This is a genomic window from Anaerotignum propionicum, assembly GCF_024461735.1.
Taxonomy (GTDB): domain Bacteria; phylum Bacillota; class Clostridia; order Lachnospirales; family Anaerotignaceae; genus Chakrabartyella.
Map to the genome: position 1 here is coordinate 483,981 of NZ_JANGAD010000002.1, position 18,654 is coordinate 502,634.

General features: G+C 40.5%; 14 protein-coding genes. 12 read left to right on the forward strand and 2 right to left on the reverse strand.

Features of this window, described 5'->3' with window-relative positions:
- Positions 1–6 precede the first annotated feature (6 nt).
- Positions 7–3,678: a helicase-exonuclease AddAB subunit AddA gene (gene addA / locus NE558_RS04875; RefSeq protein ID WP_256148786.1), complete on the forward strand. Its 3,672-nt coding sequence runs from the start codon at positions 7–9 to the stop codon at positions 3,676–3,678.
- A gap of 14 nt (positions 3,679–3,692) precedes the next feature.
- Positions 3,693–4,640: a DMT family transporter gene (locus NE558_RS04880; RefSeq protein WP_256148787.1), complete on the forward strand. Its 948-nt coding sequence runs from the start codon at positions 3,693–3,695 to the stop codon at positions 4,638–4,640.
- 120 nt (positions 4,641–4,760) lie between these two features.
- On the opposite strand, the gene NE558_RS04885 is transcribed toward NE558_RS04880, so the two are convergent.
- Positions 4,761–5,780, reverse strand: coding sequence for a M23 family metallopeptidase (locus NE558_RS04885; RefSeq protein WP_256148808.1), 1,020 nt, complete (start codon positions 5,778–5,780; stop codon positions 4,761–4,763).
- 751 nt (positions 5,781–6,531) lie between these two features.
- Here NE558_RS04885 and NE558_RS04890 point away from each other — a divergent pair.
- The 7 genes from NE558_RS04890 to NE558_RS04920 all read left to right on the forward strand — a co-directional run bounded on the left by NE558_RS04890 (position 6,532) and on the right by NE558_RS04920 (position 15,498).
- On the forward strand, positions 6,532–8,565 hold the full coding sequence (locus tag NE558_RS04890; RefSeq protein ID WP_256148788.1) for a hypothetical protein: 2,034 nt from the start codon (positions 6,532–6,534) through the stop codon (positions 8,563–8,565).
- A gap of 16 nt (positions 8,566–8,581) precedes the next feature.
- Positions 8,582–9,019: a tRNA (adenosine(37)-N6)-threonylcarbamoyltransferase complex ATPase subunit type 1 TsaE gene (tsaE, locus tag NE558_RS04895; protein ID WP_256148789.1), complete on the forward strand. Its 438-nt coding sequence runs from the start codon at positions 8,582–8,584 to the stop codon at positions 9,017–9,019.
- Positions 9,016–9,732, forward strand: coding sequence for a tRNA (adenosine(37)-N6)-threonylcarbamoyltransferase complex dimerization subunit type 1 TsaB (gene tsaB / locus NE558_RS04900; protein WP_256148790.1), 717 nt, complete (start codon positions 9,016–9,018; stop codon positions 9,730–9,732). The genes tsaE and tsaB overlap by 4 nt, the downstream gene beginning before the upstream one ends.
- Positions 9,725–10,204, forward strand: coding sequence for a ribosomal protein S18-alanine N-acetyltransferase (rimI, locus tag NE558_RS04905; RefSeq protein ID WP_256148791.1), 480 nt, complete (start codon positions 9,725–9,727; stop codon positions 10,202–10,204). Before tsaB ends, rimI begins: the two co-directional genes overlap by 8 nt.
- A gap of 73 nt (positions 10,205–10,277) precedes the next feature.
- A complete protein-coding gene (locus tag NE558_RS04910; protein WP_256148792.1) occupies positions 10,278–12,674 on the forward strand; it encodes a Lon protease family protein in 2,397 nt (798 codons plus the stop codon).
- A gap of 39 nt (positions 12,675–12,713) precedes the next feature.
- Positions 12,714–13,094 carry a hypothetical protein gene (locus NE558_RS04915; protein WP_256148793.1) on the forward strand — a complete coding sequence of 127 codons (381 nt, stop codon included), beginning with the start codon at positions 12,714–12,716 and terminating at the stop codon, positions 13,092–13,094.
- A 337-nt stretch (positions 13,095–13,431) separates the two neighbouring features.
- A complete protein-coding gene (locus NE558_RS04920; protein WP_256148794.1) occupies positions 13,432–15,498 on the forward strand; it encodes an N-acetylmuramoyl-L-alanine amidase family protein in 2,067 nt (688 codons plus the stop codon).
- 122 nt (positions 15,499–15,620) lie between these two features.
- Here NE558_RS04920 and NE558_RS04925 read toward each other — a convergent pair whose 3' ends face one another.
- Entirely contained in the window at positions 15,621–16,073 is a 453-nt protein-coding gene (locus NE558_RS04925) for a putative ABC transporter permease (RefSeq protein WP_256148795.1), read from the reverse strand.
- A 283-nt stretch (positions 16,074–16,356) separates the two neighbouring features.
- Between NE558_RS04925 and rph the strand changes: the two genes are divergently transcribed.
- Genes rph through NE558_RS04940 form a run of 3 tightly spaced genes read left to right on the forward strand, consistent with a single transcriptional unit; the run spans position 16,357 to position 18,216 of the window.
- A complete protein-coding gene (rph, locus tag NE558_RS04930; RefSeq protein WP_256148796.1) occupies positions 16,357–17,088 on the forward strand; it encodes a ribonuclease PH in 732 nt (243 codons plus the stop codon).
- A 16-nt stretch (positions 17,089–17,104) separates the two neighbouring features.
- Positions 17,105–17,704 (forward strand): XTP/dITP diphosphatase, encoded by a 600-nt coding sequence (locus NE558_RS04935; protein WP_256148797.1) that lies wholly within the window; start codon positions 17,105–17,107, stop codon positions 17,702–17,704.
- Positions 17,701–18,216, forward strand: coding sequence for a metallophosphoesterase (locus NE558_RS04940; RefSeq protein WP_256148798.1), 516 nt, complete (start codon positions 17,701–17,703; stop codon positions 18,214–18,216). The genes NE558_RS04935 and NE558_RS04940 overlap by 4 nt, the downstream gene beginning before the upstream one ends.
- The last annotated feature ends 438 nt before the right edge of the window (positions 18,217–18,654 follow it).

Here is an 18,654-nt window from a genome sequence, read left to right on the forward strand (position 1 = left end):
AGGCCCATGGGGGAAAGCAGATGGACGAAGGAACAATTACAGGCCATTGAAGCAAGGGGGTGTGACTTATTGGTTTCAGCGGCGGCAGGCAGCGGCAAAACCGCAGTTCTGGTTGAACGCATTATCCGGTGGATTACCACAGAAAAACCACCGATGGACATAGACCGATTATTGGTAGTAACCTTTACAAAGGCCGCAGCGTCGGAAATGAGTCAAAGGATTGGAGGAGCCATTGCAAAAAAGCTGGAGCAAGAGCCTCAAAATCAGCATTTGCAAAATCAGCTAACCTTGCTTGCTCGTGCCGATATTAAGACGATCCACGCCTTCTGCCTGCAAACCATTCGTGAGTATTATCATCTTTTGGATATTGACCCTGGGGTTAGGACAGCAGACCCCGGGGAAATTAAATTATTACAGCAAGAAGTTCTGGAGGATTACTTTGAAGAGCTTTATGAAAAGCAGGATGAAGTTTTTTTTCAACTGCTGGAAACCTTTGGTGAAGAGACCAAGGACAGCAGGTTAAAAGATTTACTATTACAGCTTTACAATTTTGCCCAAGGGTACCCTTACCCTGTGAAGCTTCTTTTTGAGATGGCGGAGCAATATCATCTTAAAGATGGAGAAACAGTGGATGCCTGCAGTTGGATGCCCATCATTCGGGAAAGCATTGAAGGCAGTTTGGCTTTTGCCAGAGAACTATTGGAGCGGGCAATGCACCTTGCGGCTTCAACATCTGGATTTGAGGCTTATTTGGAATGTATGGAAAAAGAAGCGATAGGATTGGAGCAAATGGAAGAAGCTTTGCCATTTGGCTACAGCAAGTGGCGTATGGCTTTTCTGCAAACAGAATTTCAAAGACTACCCAGTTACCGAGGAGAAGAGAAGGAGCTAGCTGAGGATATCAAAAATTTGCGTAATGAAGCAAAGGATATTCGAAATAAGCTGGGGGAGATTTATTTTTCCTTTAGCGAAGAAATGCAAGGGGAGCTTCTGCGCTCTTTATACCCTGTGGCAAGGGGATTGGCGGTGCTGGTTGAGGGATTCTTACAGCGGTTTTTAGATGCAAAGAAAGAGAAGCTCATGATCGATTTTCATGATTATGAGCATTTTTGTCTGCAGATATTAGTGGAAAAAGACAGCACAGTGGGGCAGGTTATTCCCACAGCGGCGGCTTTGGAAATACAAAAGCGCTATGATGAAATTATGATAGACGAATATCAAGACAGCAATATGGTTCAGGAAATGATATTGGCTGCAGTTTCTGGAGAAAGTACGGGGAAAAACAATCGATTTATGGTAGGAGATGTGAAACAAAGTATTTATCGTTTTCGATTGGCTATGCCCCAGCTGTTTAATGAAAAATATCAAACTTATCCGTTAGAAGAAGGGGGCAAATGTAGAAAGATTATTCTTTCTAAGAACTTTAGGAGCCGAAAAAACATATTGGACGGCGCCAATTTTCTGTTTCGCCAGCTAATGTCTATGGATTTTGGTGATGTGGAATATAACGATGAAGCGGCCTTATATGCGGGAGCGATTTTTCCGGATGCCCAAACTTCTCATGGAGGAGAAAACGAAGTGATTTTGGTGGAGAGCCAAAATGTTTTGGAAGAAGAGGGCATGGAGGAATTAGAGGAACTAAACCGACGCCAACTGGAAGCAATGGCAATTGCCGATAAAATCAAGGCAATGATGGCAGAGGGCTTTTGTGTTGTGGATAAGGAAAGGGGAGACTATCGTCCTTTAGAGTTTAGAGATATTTCCATATTGCTTAGAAGCATGAAAAACTGGGGAAGCGTGCTTGACGATGTTTTTGGACAAGCAGGGCTTCCTTATTATGCAGAAACAGCTGAAGGCTATTATGAAGTACCTGAGGTGGATATGGTTTTGAATCTCCTTCGCCTGTTGGATAATCCAAGGCAGGATATACCCCTGATTTCTGTGCTTCATTCCCCATTATATGGTCTTACAGGGGATGAATTGATGCAAATGCGCCTGAATGGCGGAAATGGGTTGTTTTTTGATTGCATCCAGGGATATTTGCATCAAGGTGACGATATTGCATTAAAAGAAAAGCTGCAAGATTTCATTGGGGATTTAGAAAAATGGCGTAGGCAGGTGAAGGAGTTGACCCTTCATGAGCTTTTGCATTATCTATATGAAGAGAGTGGCTACTATGATTATGTGGGAATGACAGCGGGGGGCAGTCTGCGTCAGGCAAATCTTCGGTTGCTATTGGAAAAGGCGGAGCAATTCGAGCAGGGAAGCCGTAAAGGGTTATTTTTCTTTATCCGATATGTGGAGGATATGAAAACGGCAGAAGCGGAATCGGCATCGGCAAAGCTTCAAAGTGAAGGGGAAAACCTGATTCGTGTTATGACCATTCATAAGAGCAAGGGGTTGGAATTTCCTGTTGTTTTTGTGGCGGATTGTGGTAAGCAATTTAATGAGATGGACGTTAGGGCGGCGGTGCTTACCCATCAGGAGTGGGGTTTTGGCATGGATTATAAGGATTTGGAGCACAGAGCGGTTTACCGCACCCTTTCTAAAACAGCATTGGCAGAGGTCATACGTTTGGAAAACCTAGCGGAAGAACTTCGGGTGCTTTATGTTGCCCTAACCAGAGCCAAAGAGAAGCTCATCTTGACGGGAACGGTGAAGGACTTGGAGAGAGCTGTAAAAAAGTGGGCTGAAGGGGCAGAAGGCAAGAAAGACCGCCTATCTGTATTTCGATTAAGACGAAGCAAAAGCTATTTGGATTGGATGATGCCTGCTTTGCTACGCCATCCTGATGCAAAATGGATGCGAGAAGCATTTGGTGTCTCCCATGGAGTAAAGGTTTTTCTGGAGGAGCCTTCTGTATGGTCTTTTCAACGTAAAACCAGAGGGGATATTCTTTTGCAAGTGGTGGAGGAAAAAGCTCAGGCAGAAGAACAGGAAAACTATTTTGCCTTTTGGGATACAGAGGCGGATTTTAGTGGCAGGCGGGAAGAAATATTTTCTTTGCTTCAGTGGCAATATCCTTATCTTAGAGCAACGTCCCTTCCGTCTAAGCTTTCTATATCTGAGGTGAAGAGAAGAAATCTGGAGGAGATTACGGGAGAACCTATTTATGCTGCTGTGGAAATAAAACTTCCTCAAATGATAGAGAGGGAGGGTGCCCTAACCCCCACGGAAATTGGAACTGCAATGCATGCGGTGATGGAATATGCTGATTTTTATAAGGAATATGATGCAGATGGATTGGAACGTTTGTTGAAAGAAATGATGAAGAATGGCAGGCTATCCGAAAAAGAGTTTGCAGCATTAAGAAAGAACGAATTGCTGGGTTTTTTCTCATCCCCTTTGGCGAAGCGCATCAGAGGTTGCGATGCAGTAGAAAAGGAAAGACCCTTTGCCATGCTTATGGCGGCGAAAGAGCTTTTTTTAGGAGCAGAATATGCGGATGTTGAGGACATGGTGCTGTTAAACGGTATTATAGACTGTTACTTTATGGAGGGGGATAATCTGATTCTTCTGGACTATAAAAGTGACAGAATGTATGATGAGGAAGCCTTGCGCCAGCGCTATGAAATTCAATTGAAGCTGTATCGACGGGCATTGGAGCAGTCTTTGGGAAAACAGGTGACGGAGGTTTATATTTATTCCTTTGCCATGAGACGGGGAATTTTGATATAAGAAGGGGTTTCATTATGGCTTATGTGTGGATATTGATTGCGGGTATATGCTGGGGTTTAATCGGTCTTTTTACAAAGGCAATTACTCGTTTTGGCTTAACAGAGTTAGAAATTCTATTTGTCAAAGGCGTCGTTAGTGTACTATTTTTAACCATAGTTCTTATGATTCGGGATAAAAAAAGCTTTCGACTGAAAAAGAAAGGGGACATCCTATACTTTGTTGGCACAGGAATTGTTAGTTTTACTTTTTTCAGCTGGTGTTATATGAAAGCCATTAATTTGACCAGTGTTGGTATTGCCGCAGTGATGTTGTATACAGCCCCTACCATAGTGATGTTGTTCTCCATTGTTTTATTTCAAGAAAAGATGACAAGGAAAAAGGCACTGGTGTTGTTCATGACACTTTGTGGCTGTGGGATGATAACCGGGCTTTTCAACGGAAAGCTGATGCTGTCTCCCATGGGACTTTTAGCGGGCCTTGGATCTGGAATTGGGTATGCATTGTATAGCATTTTTGGCACCTTCGCATTACGCAGGGGCTATCAATCCTTAACGATATCCTTTTATACGTTTTTACTGGCCTCTGTATTTATGGCTTTTTGTGTAAATCCCATTCATGTTGTGCAGGAAATTACGGAGGCAGGGCAATGGCCACTTTCCATTCTGTTTGCTGTGATGACAACAGTGATACCTTATTTATGTTATACAAAAGGCTTGAGTTGTCTACCAGCGAGCAAGGCATCGGTGACAGCAACCATTGAGCCGGTGGTGGCGGCGGTTCTGGGGATTTTGGTATTTAAAGAAAGTATCACGTTGGCTAAAATAGGTGGCATTTTACTGGTGGTGGGTGCTGTGGTATTGATGAATATAGGGAAACCATCCCAGAGCGTTGAAATTGCAGAGAAAATTGAATCGCAAAACGATGAGAATAAAAAACAGGATGAGAAATCAGCCTTATCATAAGGAGCTTTTAAGTTTGCAAGAGATTGATGGGAAGGAAATACTTAAAGGATTTTATTGATTCAAGTTGTGAGTGTGATATGATTAATTATAAAAAAAGGATGGCTAAGCCATCCTTTTTGATTACTGAAAATCCATGGGATCTTGAAAAATTCCGTTTAAGATTACTTCATAGTGGCAGTGAATGCCAGTGGATTGACCTGTGGAACCAGTTGTTGCAATGGTGTCACCTTTTTTAACTACATCGCCTGGAGAAACAAGGTTTTCGGTGTTATGTGCATAGCGTGTAACAAAGCCGTTTCCGTGGTCTATTAATACGTAATTTCCATATTCGCTATGGTATTCAGATTCAATAACCGTTCCTGCCGCCGTTGCTACGATAGGTAGAATTTTACTGCGGGTGGATAAGTCAAGACCGTAATGCACCCTGCCATCGCTGATAGTGGATAACCCCTCGGGATTAAATTCAGTTGAAATAATCCCCTTTGCTACCGGCATACCGCAAGGAATATCGCTATAAGCGGATAGGGTCTCTGTAACATTTGTCGCCACTTGCGTAAAGGATGTTTCTGTCTCGTTCAAGCGAGAGTTGATACGATCCAATTGGACAGCCAAGGCTGTAACTTTATTGAAGGAAGTGGTTACAATAGGTGTAAAGTCTTGTGTTGCTACAACTTGGGGCTTTTCCTGCACAAGGCAGCTGGCAACGGCGTTACGAAGTTCCGTTGATGCGCTATCGCTTGAGTTGATACTATTCAACTGGTCATTCAAGTTATTTTTCACATTTTCCAATTCATTGATTTTTTGCTCAAGCTCCACGGCTTTATTCTGCAAATTCTCAATATTTTGGGTATATTCTGTATTTTCGTTTTCCAATGCCTTTGAGTTTTGAGCAAGTTTTCGGTTTGTACGCTCAATTTGCAACAATTGCTGTTCATAGGTCATTAGCTCATTTTTTGTATTGTAATAGGAGCCTAAGGTAACTGCTGAACCGCCAACAAGCAAGCATGCCGCAACACAAAATGCCAGTGCATGTGTTTTTTTAACATGAAGTGATTTTTCTTTGCCTTTATGGGCAATATGAAGAGATAAAAAGTGATGCTCTGATTGATTATTTAAAGGTAAATTCTCACGGGATTCCATCAAATGTTCCTTTCTGTTCAAAAGATATGTTAGTATTATAGTGTAAATTTCTGTAATTGTAAATAAAAATTTCATTAAAAGTTCAAAGTTGTTAATAATTAGTTAATAATTATGGATTTCCTTTCACTATGTAACAAAATATGGTATGATGTGAAAGGTCGACGGGGCAATTTTACCGTGAAATATTCTTGCAATAATCCTGATGAAATCAAGTGTTTCATAAGAATATTTACTTCGGTTTTGATATGCTTATCCGTTTTCATGAAATAAAGGAAACGCTGTTTTTCTATGAACACAACCAATCAAATTCTCTATTGGATGGTGTTAAAAGATTTGGCAATAGCACAGCTATTGCTGTATTTTTTCTTATCAATAGAAAAATTGTATCTGAACACGCCTCAGCAGCGCTTTCTTAGAAGACTGAAACAAGGATTTTGTCCTTATTGCGGTGGAAGGGAATGATTTTATGAATTTGGAGCTGAAAAAAGTAATGCGTAACACAGAATTGGGACTGTTTTGTCTAAAAGCAGGTAAAGGTGTTGTGGCATTTCTTTGGCGACGACTTTTTCGGAATAATAAAATTCAAAAAACACAAATGAAGAAAAATAGAATCGAGAAAATTAAGAATCAGAGCCGGGGGAATTTTGCTTTTGCAAATAGAAAGATTTGCAGGCGGGGAAAAATAGGCTTTAGGGCGTACAGAATCATAAAGGATCGGTATTTTTAACAAAATTTCAAGGAGGCTATTACATTGGACGATCAGAAAAAGGAAGAGCAGGAGTACCAAGGTATTGCTGTGGATAAAGATGTGAATCAAGTGGAAAACAATGTGGATGAACAGGGTAAGACTGTAGAGAACATGGGGACAGATGATGGATTTTCAGAGGAATTTGCGAAAAATGTGAGCAAATCTGTGGAAACACCGGAGGATTCTGTGAATAACTCTGTGGATAGCGATAAAGAAGTTGTGCAGAACTTTGTGGAAAAGGAAGCAGACAAGGATGACATTGTGGAAGAAACTGTGGATAATGTGGATAACACGGCTTTGGATGTGGAAAATGAAACAAGTGTTAGTGGGAAAGACAATGGTGTTTGGTGGAAAGTCATTTTAGGTATTCTTGCTTTTTTAGGTGTAATGGGATACTGCTGGTTTGCAACAGGGGGTGGCCTTTGGAAAACGGCAGATATTGCAATTGCGTACTTAAAGGATAACGGATTATATGTGTATGATCTGAAAAATGATCCTTATGTGGTAAATGACAGTGTAACCAAGGGTGGCGTTAGCAACTATTATTACTCCGCTTGGGGTGCAAATGTTTCTGAGGACAACGAAGACATTTATTATATGGCAGGGGTAAATGAGGCCAGTATTGGTGATCTATATTATAAGGACATCAAAAATAAGGATGCAAAGCCTATTCTGATTGGGGAAAAGGTGTATCATTTTATTAGAAGTGCCGATGGCAATGAATGTGCATATCTGGTGAAAAACGGGGATAAAATGGATCTGTATGTATTTGCCAATGGTCAAAGCCAAAAGATAGACGACGATATCTTACTGCAAAATGGTGCTTATGAATTAAGCGATGATGGTTCGTATCTATTATACAAAAAAAATATTGGCGAAAAGATAGCTCTGTTCTCCCGTACCATTGGCGAGAAGGAATCTGTAAAATTAGCCGATTCCTCTGTTTTGAGTTTTATTTCAAAGAAAACAAATATTGCTTATTATTTAGGACAAAAAGAAGATTCATATCAGCTTTTTCAATTTTCTCCAGGAAAACAGCCCAAGTTGATAGCCGAGCAGGTTACTTACGCAGAGCTGATGCCCAACGATCAGGATGTTCTGTATTGTGCTATGAGAACGGAAAATGCTTCCTTTAGCCAGATGATAGAAGATGACATTACAGATCTTTCATCCTATGATGAGAAGCGTCAGGCTCAAATTAAAGAGATTAGAGAGAAGATGAATGGCAAAGAAGGCATGGATCCTATTTTCCAGGATTGCTATTTGCTAAATGCCGGGGGTAATAAAATGAAACTGGGTGAAACTGTGATTTCTGCTGTATCCCTTCAGGGAAAAGGCAGTTATGTGGGCGGTTTCTACATGCAGGCACCGGAGCCTGTGAAGCTGTCAAAGATCACCTCTTTTGATGAAGCAATGTATACCTATTATGCAGCATTGATGTATGGACAAAGAGAAGTATTTATTGCAGATAAAACAGGCAAAAATTATCTTCTGCAAGACAAAAAAGCAGTGCCCAATACAATTCAGGTTTCTCCTGATGGGAAAACTGCCGCTTATTTTGTGCAGGATGAAACCACCGGTGGTAATGTGTTAATGGTGGAAGCTCTTGATGGCAAGAGTGCACCTGTTCAGGTTCAAAAAGCAGTTGAACAAATGACCTTTTTGGGTGACAGCAACACATTGGTGTATTATTATAATTATAACGGTGGAATGGGCAGTTTAGGCATGTATAAAGACGGAGCTCCCCAGGAGATAGAGAAAAATGCTGTTGGTGTATATTTCCCTGAAGATAAGGGAGAGGTATACTATATGGCAAATACCGATACAAAAACAGGCAACAGTGCCCTGATGAAGTTTGACGGAAAGGGAAAAACAGAAATTGATCGAGATGTTTTTGTGTTCCAATATAAAGAAAATGGTAAATTTGCTTATTTGAAAAACTATAATATTTCAACAGGAATAGGCGATTTATACTATTATAATGGGAAAACTTCTCGTATGGTAGATACAGGTGTGACAGCAATTTATATTTACTGAAAATGAGGTAGGATTTATGAAGAAACAATGGGAGACATTTTCTTCCGAAGAAACTGAGGCGATTGGTGTGAAAATGGGGCAGGCTGCTAAGCCTGCCCAGGTATATTCTTTGGATGGGGATTTGGGTGTGGGGAAAACTGTTTTTACAAAGGGATTTGCCAGAGGACTTGGGATAACAGAGCATGTTACAAGCCCGACCTTTACAATTATCAATGAATACTTGGGCAGAATTCCCCTATATCATTTTGACGTGTACCGCATTTCTTCTGAGGAGGAAATGGATGATATTGGCTACGAGGATTACTTTTATGGTCATGGGGTCTCCTTGGTGGAATGGGCTACGCTGATCCCCAATTTAATACCCAAGGATGCCATTCATATCACCATAGAGAAGGATTTTGAAAAAGGCGACGATTATCGACGAATTACCGTTTGTCAGGGGGAAGAAGCATGAAGATTTTAGCCATTGATACAACAGGGCAAACAGCCAGTGCTGCTATTGTGGAGGAGGACAAGCTGATTGCGGAGTTTACCTTAAATTATAAATTAACACATAGTCAGACAATCATGCCGATGATTGCTGAAATTTGTGAAAAATCGGAAACCAAGGCAGATGAAGCCGACTATATTGCTTGTGCCAGTGGGCCGGGATCTTTTACGGGCCTGCGCATTGGTGCTGCTACAGCAAAAGGGTTGGCCTTAGCCCTTGGGAAGGAGCTCGTTCCCGTTCCCACATTGGATGCTCTGGCATATAATGTGTTTGAAACAGATAAAATAATTTGTCCGATAATGGATGCTAGACGTAGTCAGGTTTATACAGCTTTTTACCGTTGGATCAACGGAAAATTAAGCCGTTTGACGGAAATGATGGCAATCAGCATTGATGAAGTGATACAAATGGCAAGGGACTATGAACAAAAGGTTATATTTTTAGGAGACGGAGTGCCGGTTCATCAAAAAAATTTATCTCTTTTCCCTGATTTTATTTTTGCTCCTGCCCATTGCTCTTTGCAAAGGGCGGCCTCTGTGGCATCATTAGCCATGGAACTTGTAAAAGAAGGTGGAGCGGTGGAAGGCGATACTTTTGAGCTAATTTATTTAAGAAAATCTCAGGCAGAACGAGAGCGGGAAGAACGCCTGCAAGGAGAGGGGAAACAGAATGATTAAAGTTGTACCAATGCAGGAGGAGCATATTGACGGAGTTCTGGCGGTTGAGGAAGCTTCTTTTTCGGTACCTTGGAGCAGAAAGGATTTCGAGAGAGAAATCAAGGAAAACAAAATGGCAATCTATTTCGTTGCCATGGATGGAGATAAGATTGTAGGTTACGCAGGAATGTGGCACGTAGTTACAGAAGGGCATATTACCAATGTGGCGGTTTTGCATGAATATCGCAGGCAGGGCATTGGTGAGTTGTTTATGCAAAACTTGGAATTGGTAGCAAAAGAAAGAGAAATGATTGGGATTACGTTGGAGGTTCGTATCAATAACGAACCGGCACAGAGATTGTATCATAAATACGGTTTTCGCCCAGAAGGGATTCGGAAAAATTATTACTCCGATACCCATGAGGATGCCGTAATCATGTGGAAATATTATCCTGTTTTTGAGGGCTATGAGGAACATTGCAAGAAAGGATAAGAAAATGCGGGCAGAGAAATGGTTCAAATATTGAGCTGCAAGTGTCTGCATTTTTGGAAGGAGGAGAGTAAAGATGGCGCAAGAATTAAAGTATACACAGCTGAGAAATGGCTGTTTTCCTGAAGATTTTTCCTTTCGTACAACAGGCGAAATTCCTCCATTGGAAGGAATCATCGGGCAGGAGCGTGCAGTAAGGGCGTTTGACTTTGGTTTAATGGTGAAAATGAAGGGATATAACATTTATATGTCGGGGCCTTCAGGTACAGGAAAAACCACCTATGCCAAAGCCAGCACGGAAAAGTTGGCGGCAACTGAACCTGTCCCCAGAGACTGGTGTTATGTCTATAATTTTCAAAATCCAAGAAATCCTTTGGCTCTTCGGTTTGAAAAGGGCATGGGGAAGCAATTTAAAGAAGATATGAGCGAACTTGTTCAGCTTCTGAAAACAGAAATACAGAAGGTATTTCGTGCAGAGGAATATGAGAAGCAGAAAAGTGATTTGATGCGTACTTTTGATGAAAAAAGAAGCAGTTTGATGGAAGATATGAGCAAAATGGCTGCAGAATTCGACTTCCAGATAAAAACCACCAACTCCGGCATTTATTTTATGCCTATTGTAAACGGGAATGCCATTGGTGAAGAAGAATATGATGCTTTAGACGAAGATGTTAAAAATGAAATTGAAAAAAATTCGCAGGTTGTTCAGGAGAAAGCTGGAGCAATCATGCGTGACATAAGAGAGCTGGATAAGGCCTCTAAAAAAGAATTGGAACAGCTTGAGTATCAAGTAGGTATGTTTGCCATTGGACACCATATCAGTGGGATTCAGGAGAAATATCAGGATTGCAAGCGGGTAATCGAATATATCAATGAGGTACGTGAAGATGTTTTAGAAAACCTGGGGCAGTTTTATGAGGATGAAGAGGACAGTGACGAGGGAATCTCCTCTTTATTGCCTATGCTTGGGAAAAAACCCGCTGAAGATGTTACCTTGAAATATAAGGTGAATTTGATTGTAGATCATTCCAAAAGCGAAGGGGCTCCTGTAGTGGTATCCTTCAACCCCACCTATAACAACTTGATGGGGGAAGTGGAGTATGATAGTGAGTTCGGCAATTTAACCACAGATTTTATGAAAATCAAAGGGGGCTTGCTCCATAAAGCAAACGGGGGATATTTCATTGTGCAGGCACAGGATATTCTTTCTATGCCTCAGGCTTGGGAGGCATTGCGTCGTGTTATAAAAACCAAAGAAATCAACATGGACAGCAGTAGAGACCAATTGGGGGCGACAGTGGCACCCACATTAAAGCCGGAGCCTATTCCTGCCGATATTAAGGTAATTATGATAGGCAGCAATTACTACTATGAGCTGTTAAGCGAATATGATGAGGAATTTGATAAGTTTTTCAAAATTAAGGCTGATTTCGATTATGAAATGCCTAGGAATCCTGAAAACATGTGGAAATTGGCTGGATTCATTAAACGTTTCGTGGAGCAAGAAAAGACCATGGAGTTTGATGCAAGCGCAGTTTGTGCCGTATTGGAATACTCATCAAGATTGGTTGAGAGGCAAAATAAATTATCAACACGCTTTAATCAGCTTGCAGAAATTCTTTGTGAGGCGGTAACTTGGGCGAAAATGGAGAATGCCCAGGTGGTTACAGCGGCCCATGTTAAAAAGACGGTCTATGAGAAAGAGCAAAGAATGAAGCTTTATGAAGAAAAGCTTGGTGAGATGTTGGATGAACATGTTATCATGATTGATACTGAGGGGCGTGTCATTGGGCAGATTAATGGTTTAGCTGTATTAGATATGGGAAGTTATGCTTTTGGCAACCCTAGCCGTATCACAGCCACCACTTATGTTGGAAAGTCCGGGCTTATTAACATTGAAAAAGAAGCAAGGCTGAGTGGTCAGACCCATGACAAAGGGGTTCAAATCATCAATGGATTTTTAGGGCAGACTTATGCACAAGAATTCCCACTATCTCTTTCTTGTAGAATTTGTTTTGAGCAAAATTACAATGGGATTGATGGGGACAGTGCTTCCAGTACAGAACTTTACTGCATTCTTTCTTCTCTTTCTGAGGTGCCCATTCGCCAAGATTTGGCGGTAACTGGATCAGTCAATCAGAAAGGGGAAATTCAGGCCATTGGTGGTGTTACCCACAAGATTGAGGGATTTTATGACCTTTGCAAAAAGCGGGGCTTAACAGGAACCCAAGGGGTTGTAATTCCCGCATCCAATATTAAGGATTTGGTGTTAAAGGATGAGGTTGTAGAATCTGTGAGAAATGGGGAATTCCACATTTATCCTATCAGTCAGATTGGGGAAGGAATTGCTCTTTTGATGGGGATGTCTGCAGGAGAGAAGGACGCTGAAGGCAATTACCCTGAAAACAGCATTCATGGCTTGGTAATGAAGAAATTAAAGAAATTTGATGTCTTGGCACGTAAAAAAGTATAATAGCGGTTTTGTATCTACTTTAAGATATAGGAGTTTATCATGTGGTCTTTTCAAATAAGGAATGTTTTGCCACCCAAAATGTATATAAAGGCGATGCTTTGGGCGAATGGATTTCTTCTGGCGATATATGCATGTTATTTATTAGTCAACAAAGAAATTTTTTCTCCGACTGTAGTGTTGGGACTTTCCGTTGCCATTGTAAGTTGCTATCTCATGGGGTTATATAAACTTCCTCAAGTGAATGAAGCAACAAAAAGCAGTGTCTGGTGGTGGGAATATCCGTTGTTTGTTTTAGGATTGATTTTTGCAGCTACAAGAGGAAGTGCCGCTGTATGTATATTTTTGTGGGGTTTTCTTTATGGGAATGGAGTTATGTTATTGAAATTTAATATTGCCAAAACTCAGAATATGAAGCTGTAATAAATGGCTCTGGAAAGTTTTTTATTCCACCTTTCTTTAAATCAAACTCGACGTAAGTCTTTTAAAGCCAAAAGCCCGTATTGCACTAGATGAGAGGAACCCTCATCATGCAATCGGGCTTTTTTGTATGAAAGCATTCATTTGAAGTTTATATCAGTTTTATTCAGTCCCTTTGCCTTCTTTAAATTTGAAGAAAAAGCATATCTCTATTTATTAAAATTATATTTCAATTGGGACATTTCCCTTTCAATTGCGACAAAATTTGATATACTAAAGATAATTGTGTAAATAATGAAGGCGTCTGCCTTTTTGATGGGATATGCTTTAGGAGGTAACTATGAAGGTTGGGATTAAGCGGCTGTTTCTTTCAGCTTTTGCCATAGGGATGATGATGACAAATGTGGCATATGCAAAAAAAATTAATATGAATCTATTTTATGATGGGAAGAATCACGCATACAATGCGTCCGAGGTTAAAATAAACATTGATGGGAAGGAATTGCAACCTGAGGATATGCCTCCTGTGATTATTGATGGCAGAACGGTGCTTCCCATGCGTTTGATTGCCAAGGCTCTGGGGTGTGAGGTTCTTTGGAATGAGGATACTAAGCAGGCATTTGTAATGAATAACGATTCCACTGTTGCATTCACATTGGGAAGTAAAAAAGGTATTAAAAATGGTAAAGAATTTACCATGGATGTTCCGGCTATGGTTGTTAATGACAGAACGATGCTCCCTGTGAGGGCATTGGCTCAGGCTTTGGATTTGGATATTACTTGGGATGATCCCAATAGAACAGTAAACATTGGCGCAGGGAGCTCATCCACAACGCCAACAACGCCAACAACGCCAACAACGCCAACAACCCCAACAACGCCAACAACCCAGGCGGTCAAAGTTTTTCAGGCTTCTGTACCCACCAGTACAACGGCATCACAGGTATTTACCATTGAGGCAGATCGGGCAATATACAGCTATGATGAGGTTTATGTGGATGACGGAAGGGTTGTTATTGACATTCAAAACGCGACGAGCAGTTTATCAGAAAAAATTACTGCAACAAATAGCAATATTGTAACGGCCATACGAACGGCTCAGCATGATAGTAATGGCACACCTGTAACTAGAATTGTTTTTGATTTATCCGGTAAAAAAAGTAAGACCATAACCCAAAGTGCAGATAAGAAAAAAATTGTTATCACCTTTGAACAATCTGTGATTGATGAAATTTCCCTTACCAACCGTGGAGATGTGGACAAATTGGTGGTAGGAGCCAGCGGCTCTTTAGGGGCGAAAGTTTCCACATTATCAAACCCTCAGAGGATTGTGGTGGACATTCCAAATGTTCAATCCAAAGTGGAAAATGAATTGAGCACCAAGGGACTATCCTATATCAATGCTGCCAGAACGGGTATGTATGATGCAAATACATTTCGTATCGTATTAGAGATTGGGCAGTTAACAGATTTTAGCTGGAAAGAGGAGAATGGAGAATTAACCGTTGAGGTAACAAAATCTACTCTTGAAAATCTCTCTTATGATTCTTCGTCTAATATTCTAACGCTAGAGAATGTAAAATCTATAGATGTGGATAGAATTGTAAAAAATGACCGCCATACCGAGGGCTATTATGAGCTAACATTGCCAGGTAACTATGAAAGTGTGTATGGATATGGTACATTGAAAATCGGAAATGATGTGATGAACAATATTTCAGTTTCCACCAAGGGCGGTGACACTGTAATGCGGTTTAACCAAAATCGCTACAGTGAATATGTGGTAAAGGAAACAAAGAATGGATATGAGATAGCTGCAAAAAATCCAAAGGAAGTTTATAATAAGGTTGTTCTGCTGGATGCAGGCCATGGGGGAAAAGATCCTGGAACCAATGGAAATGGTTTAGTAGAAAAAAATATTGCCTTATCAGTGGCGCTAAAGGTACAAAAATATTTAGAAAATTCTGATATAAAGGTATATATGACCCGAGATAGTGATAACTATCCGGAAAATAACTTGCGAGCGAAAACGGCAAACCAAATTGCCGATTTAATGGTTTCTATTCATATGAATTCTGCAGGAACGAATACTACTGCCAATGGTACGGAGACCCTGTATCAGGTACATAGCAATGACAACGGCAGTAAGTTGACCAGCTTGAAGGCGGCAGAAATTATGCAGAGTAACTTGATTCAAGCCTTTGGCACCACCAATCGTGGTGTGAAGCGCAGAACGGATTTGTTGATTTTAAACGGTACCACAGTCCCTGCAATTTTGGTGGAGACCTGTTTCTTATCAAACCCCGGTGATGCCATTAAAATTTCGTCATCTACAAATCAGGATATTGTTGCAATGGCAATGGCCAAGGCAATAACTGAAATGATGGATGATTACACAATTCGTTAATAGAAATAGAAAATAGAAAAAAGGCATGAAAAGTAAGTAGTTACTTTTCATGCCTTTTTTGTTTTACATAGAGATTGGGCCTGTTTAAGTTTGTAGATACCACAATGAACTGAGGTATTCCTCTAAGGGTGGATTTTTTTATTTAGAACTTCTTTGCGTTTTAAGAAATTTAACATGCCAAACATCAATTTATTCACTACCTTTTCATGCAGAAGTCTTGTTAGGAAGCCAATGGGAATACAAAGTATCAACCAGATTATGCTAAAAGACAGACAAATTTGCCCCAGTATGTTGCAGGGTAGCTTTGAATAGTCCCAAATGTGCCAACCCAGCCATCTATTTACCACAATTCCAATGGAAAATTCTATGGCGGTTATAATCAGTGCACCAATACAACAGCATGCCCAATAGGGCAAAGAAAAGCTAGTGTTGAACAAAGTATAAAGGCATAAAAATGCCAGTCCTCCTGCCAAAAACATTGTCCAATGGGAATAGCCACGGTAAAGCACCTCAATACTATAATAACCAAAGGCTCCAATGAAAAAAATCATTGTTCTGCGAATAAAAGTATCCATAGAAAGCCTCCTTTCAATCAATCATAAAAATAGTATGATTATATTTTTACAAAATATTTGGATTTATTGTTGGTAATTTTTTAATTAGAAATTGGAGATTCATTTTATATGGTAAAAAAATAGAAAGAGAAACATAGATTTATCTGTTTATCATTAGTGATAAGGTAAATCTTTTTGAAATTTCAGAGTTTCTGAATAGACAAGAGATGGAAAATTTTCTGTTCAAAGCAGGTTAGACAGGATATAATGGAGAATAGATTGCACAAAGGAGGAAAGTAAAAAAATGAGTAGATTTGACAACAGAGAGAATGATGAATTAAGACCAATCAAAATAACGAAAAATTTTACCCGCTATGCAGAGGGATCTATTTTGATAGAATGGGGCAATACAAAAGTGATTTGTAATGCCACGGTAGAAGAAAGTGTACCTTCTTTTAAGAAGGGGGGCGGTGAAGGCTGGGTTACAGCGGAATATTCCATGCTACCTCGTGCCACACAATCAAGGAATAAACGAGATATCCATAAATTAAAAATGAACCCAAGGGCTACAGAGATTCAAAGGCTCATTGGCAGATCCCTCAGAGGTGCCGTTGATATGAAGGCTCTGGGGGAAAGAAGCATTACCGTAGATTGCGACGTGATTCAGGCGGACGGCGGCACAAGAACAGCTTCCATCACCGGGGGATTTATTGCACTGGCGTTGGCTTGCAAAGGGCTTGTAGAGCGGGGACTTCTGGCAAAAATGCCTCTCACCAGTTATATTACTGCTGTCAGTGTTGGTGTTGTGGAGGGAGAAAGTCTTTTGGATCTATGCTATGAGGAAGATTCCTCCGCTGAGGTAGATATGAATATTATTATGAGCAATGCATCAGGTTTTATTGAATTGCAGGGTACAGGGGAAAATGGTACTTTTTCTCAGGAACAATTGGAAGAGATGCTTTCCCTTGGCAAAAAAGGAATTCAGGATTTGATGAAGATTCAGAAGGAAGCATTGGATGGTATGGAATTGAATTAAGAAGGGAGAGAGAAATTTGGAAACAATTATTTTTGCTACGAAAAATAAGGGGAAAATAAAAGAAATCAATGCAATCTTAGCAGATATGGATGTGGAAGTTGTCTCTATGGAAGATGCTGGAATTACCTTTGATGTGGTTGAGGATGGTACATCTTTCGAAGAGAATGCAATGAAAAAAGCGGTTCAAATCATGGAAATTGGCAATAAAATAACCTTATCCGACGATTCTGGTTTGGAGATTGATTATATGGACAAGGCTCCGGGGATATATTCCGCCAGATTTATGGGAGAGGAAACTCCTTATTCCCAGAGATTTCAGGCGATTTTTGAAAAGCTTGAACATGTTCCCAAGGAAAAAAGGACAGCCAGATTTGTGAGTTGTATCGCTGCGGCATTTCCTGATGGAAGAAGGCTGGTGAGCTATGATACTGTTGAAGGAATCATCGGCTGGGAGGTCAAGGGCGAAAATGGGTTTGGATATGACCCCATTTTCTTTGTTCCTGAAAAGGACAAATATATGGCGGAGCTTTCCCCAGAGGAGAAGAATGCCATCAGTCATAGAGGTAAGGCTTTGCGAAAAATGAAGGAGATACTGAAGAAGGAATTGGAGAAATGAAAATTTTGGTCTTAAGTGATAGTCATGGGCGAATCGAAAATGCAAAGGCAGTGCTGCAAAGGCTGGAGCAGCAGGTGGACATGGTTTTCCATTTAGGTGATTATGACGAGGATGCCAAAGCGCTTCAATCAATATTCTCCGGGTTGCCTTTTCATTATGTGAAAGGAAATAATGAATATGGATGGGATACGCCTACCCATAAGCTGGTAACTGCTCAAGGGAAACGTTTTTTGTTGACCCATGGACATAAAGAGCGGGTACATTATCATTTGAACACCATAGCCTATTGGGGGGAAGAACAGGGGGCTGATGCTGTGATTTTCGGGCATACCCATGTACCTTACAATGATGGTGGTGGTCGGGTATATTTGTTTAATCCAGGAAGCATTTCTCTACCTAGGGAGGGCTTCACACCCACCTTTGGTATCATTTCCATTGAAAATGGAAAAATAGAAGGCGCTATCATGGATTATGACCAAGGGATAATCACACGGAGAAAACGTGTATTTTAGGTGGAGAAATTCAGAAGAGGTCTTCCCTTGTGACCTTGTTGCAGTATTATAAAAGAGAGTTTAGGACAAATTGATAACTTTGCATTATTAAAGTTTCCAAGCAATAGGAGGTACTTTATTGAGATCAAAGTACCTCCTAAGCTAAAAATAGGTAGACTTTTGTTTCTATCAGAATAGAAAGTAGGATATTATACAGCACCTTCACCTTAAAATGATGTAATAAAATTGCATTCTACTGTTTTGAAATAAAGAAAGGATCAACGGAGATTTTCCTCTCTGATTTCTCTTTAAAAGAAGGAAAAAGAATAAAAAACAGCATTTTTTAAAAAAAGTGTTGACGAAGCATGAAAGTTGTGGCATAATAATTTTTGCGTAATCGCTTTGAATCAGTAGCTCAGTTGGATAGAGCAACGGCCTTCTAAGCCGTGGGTCGGGGGT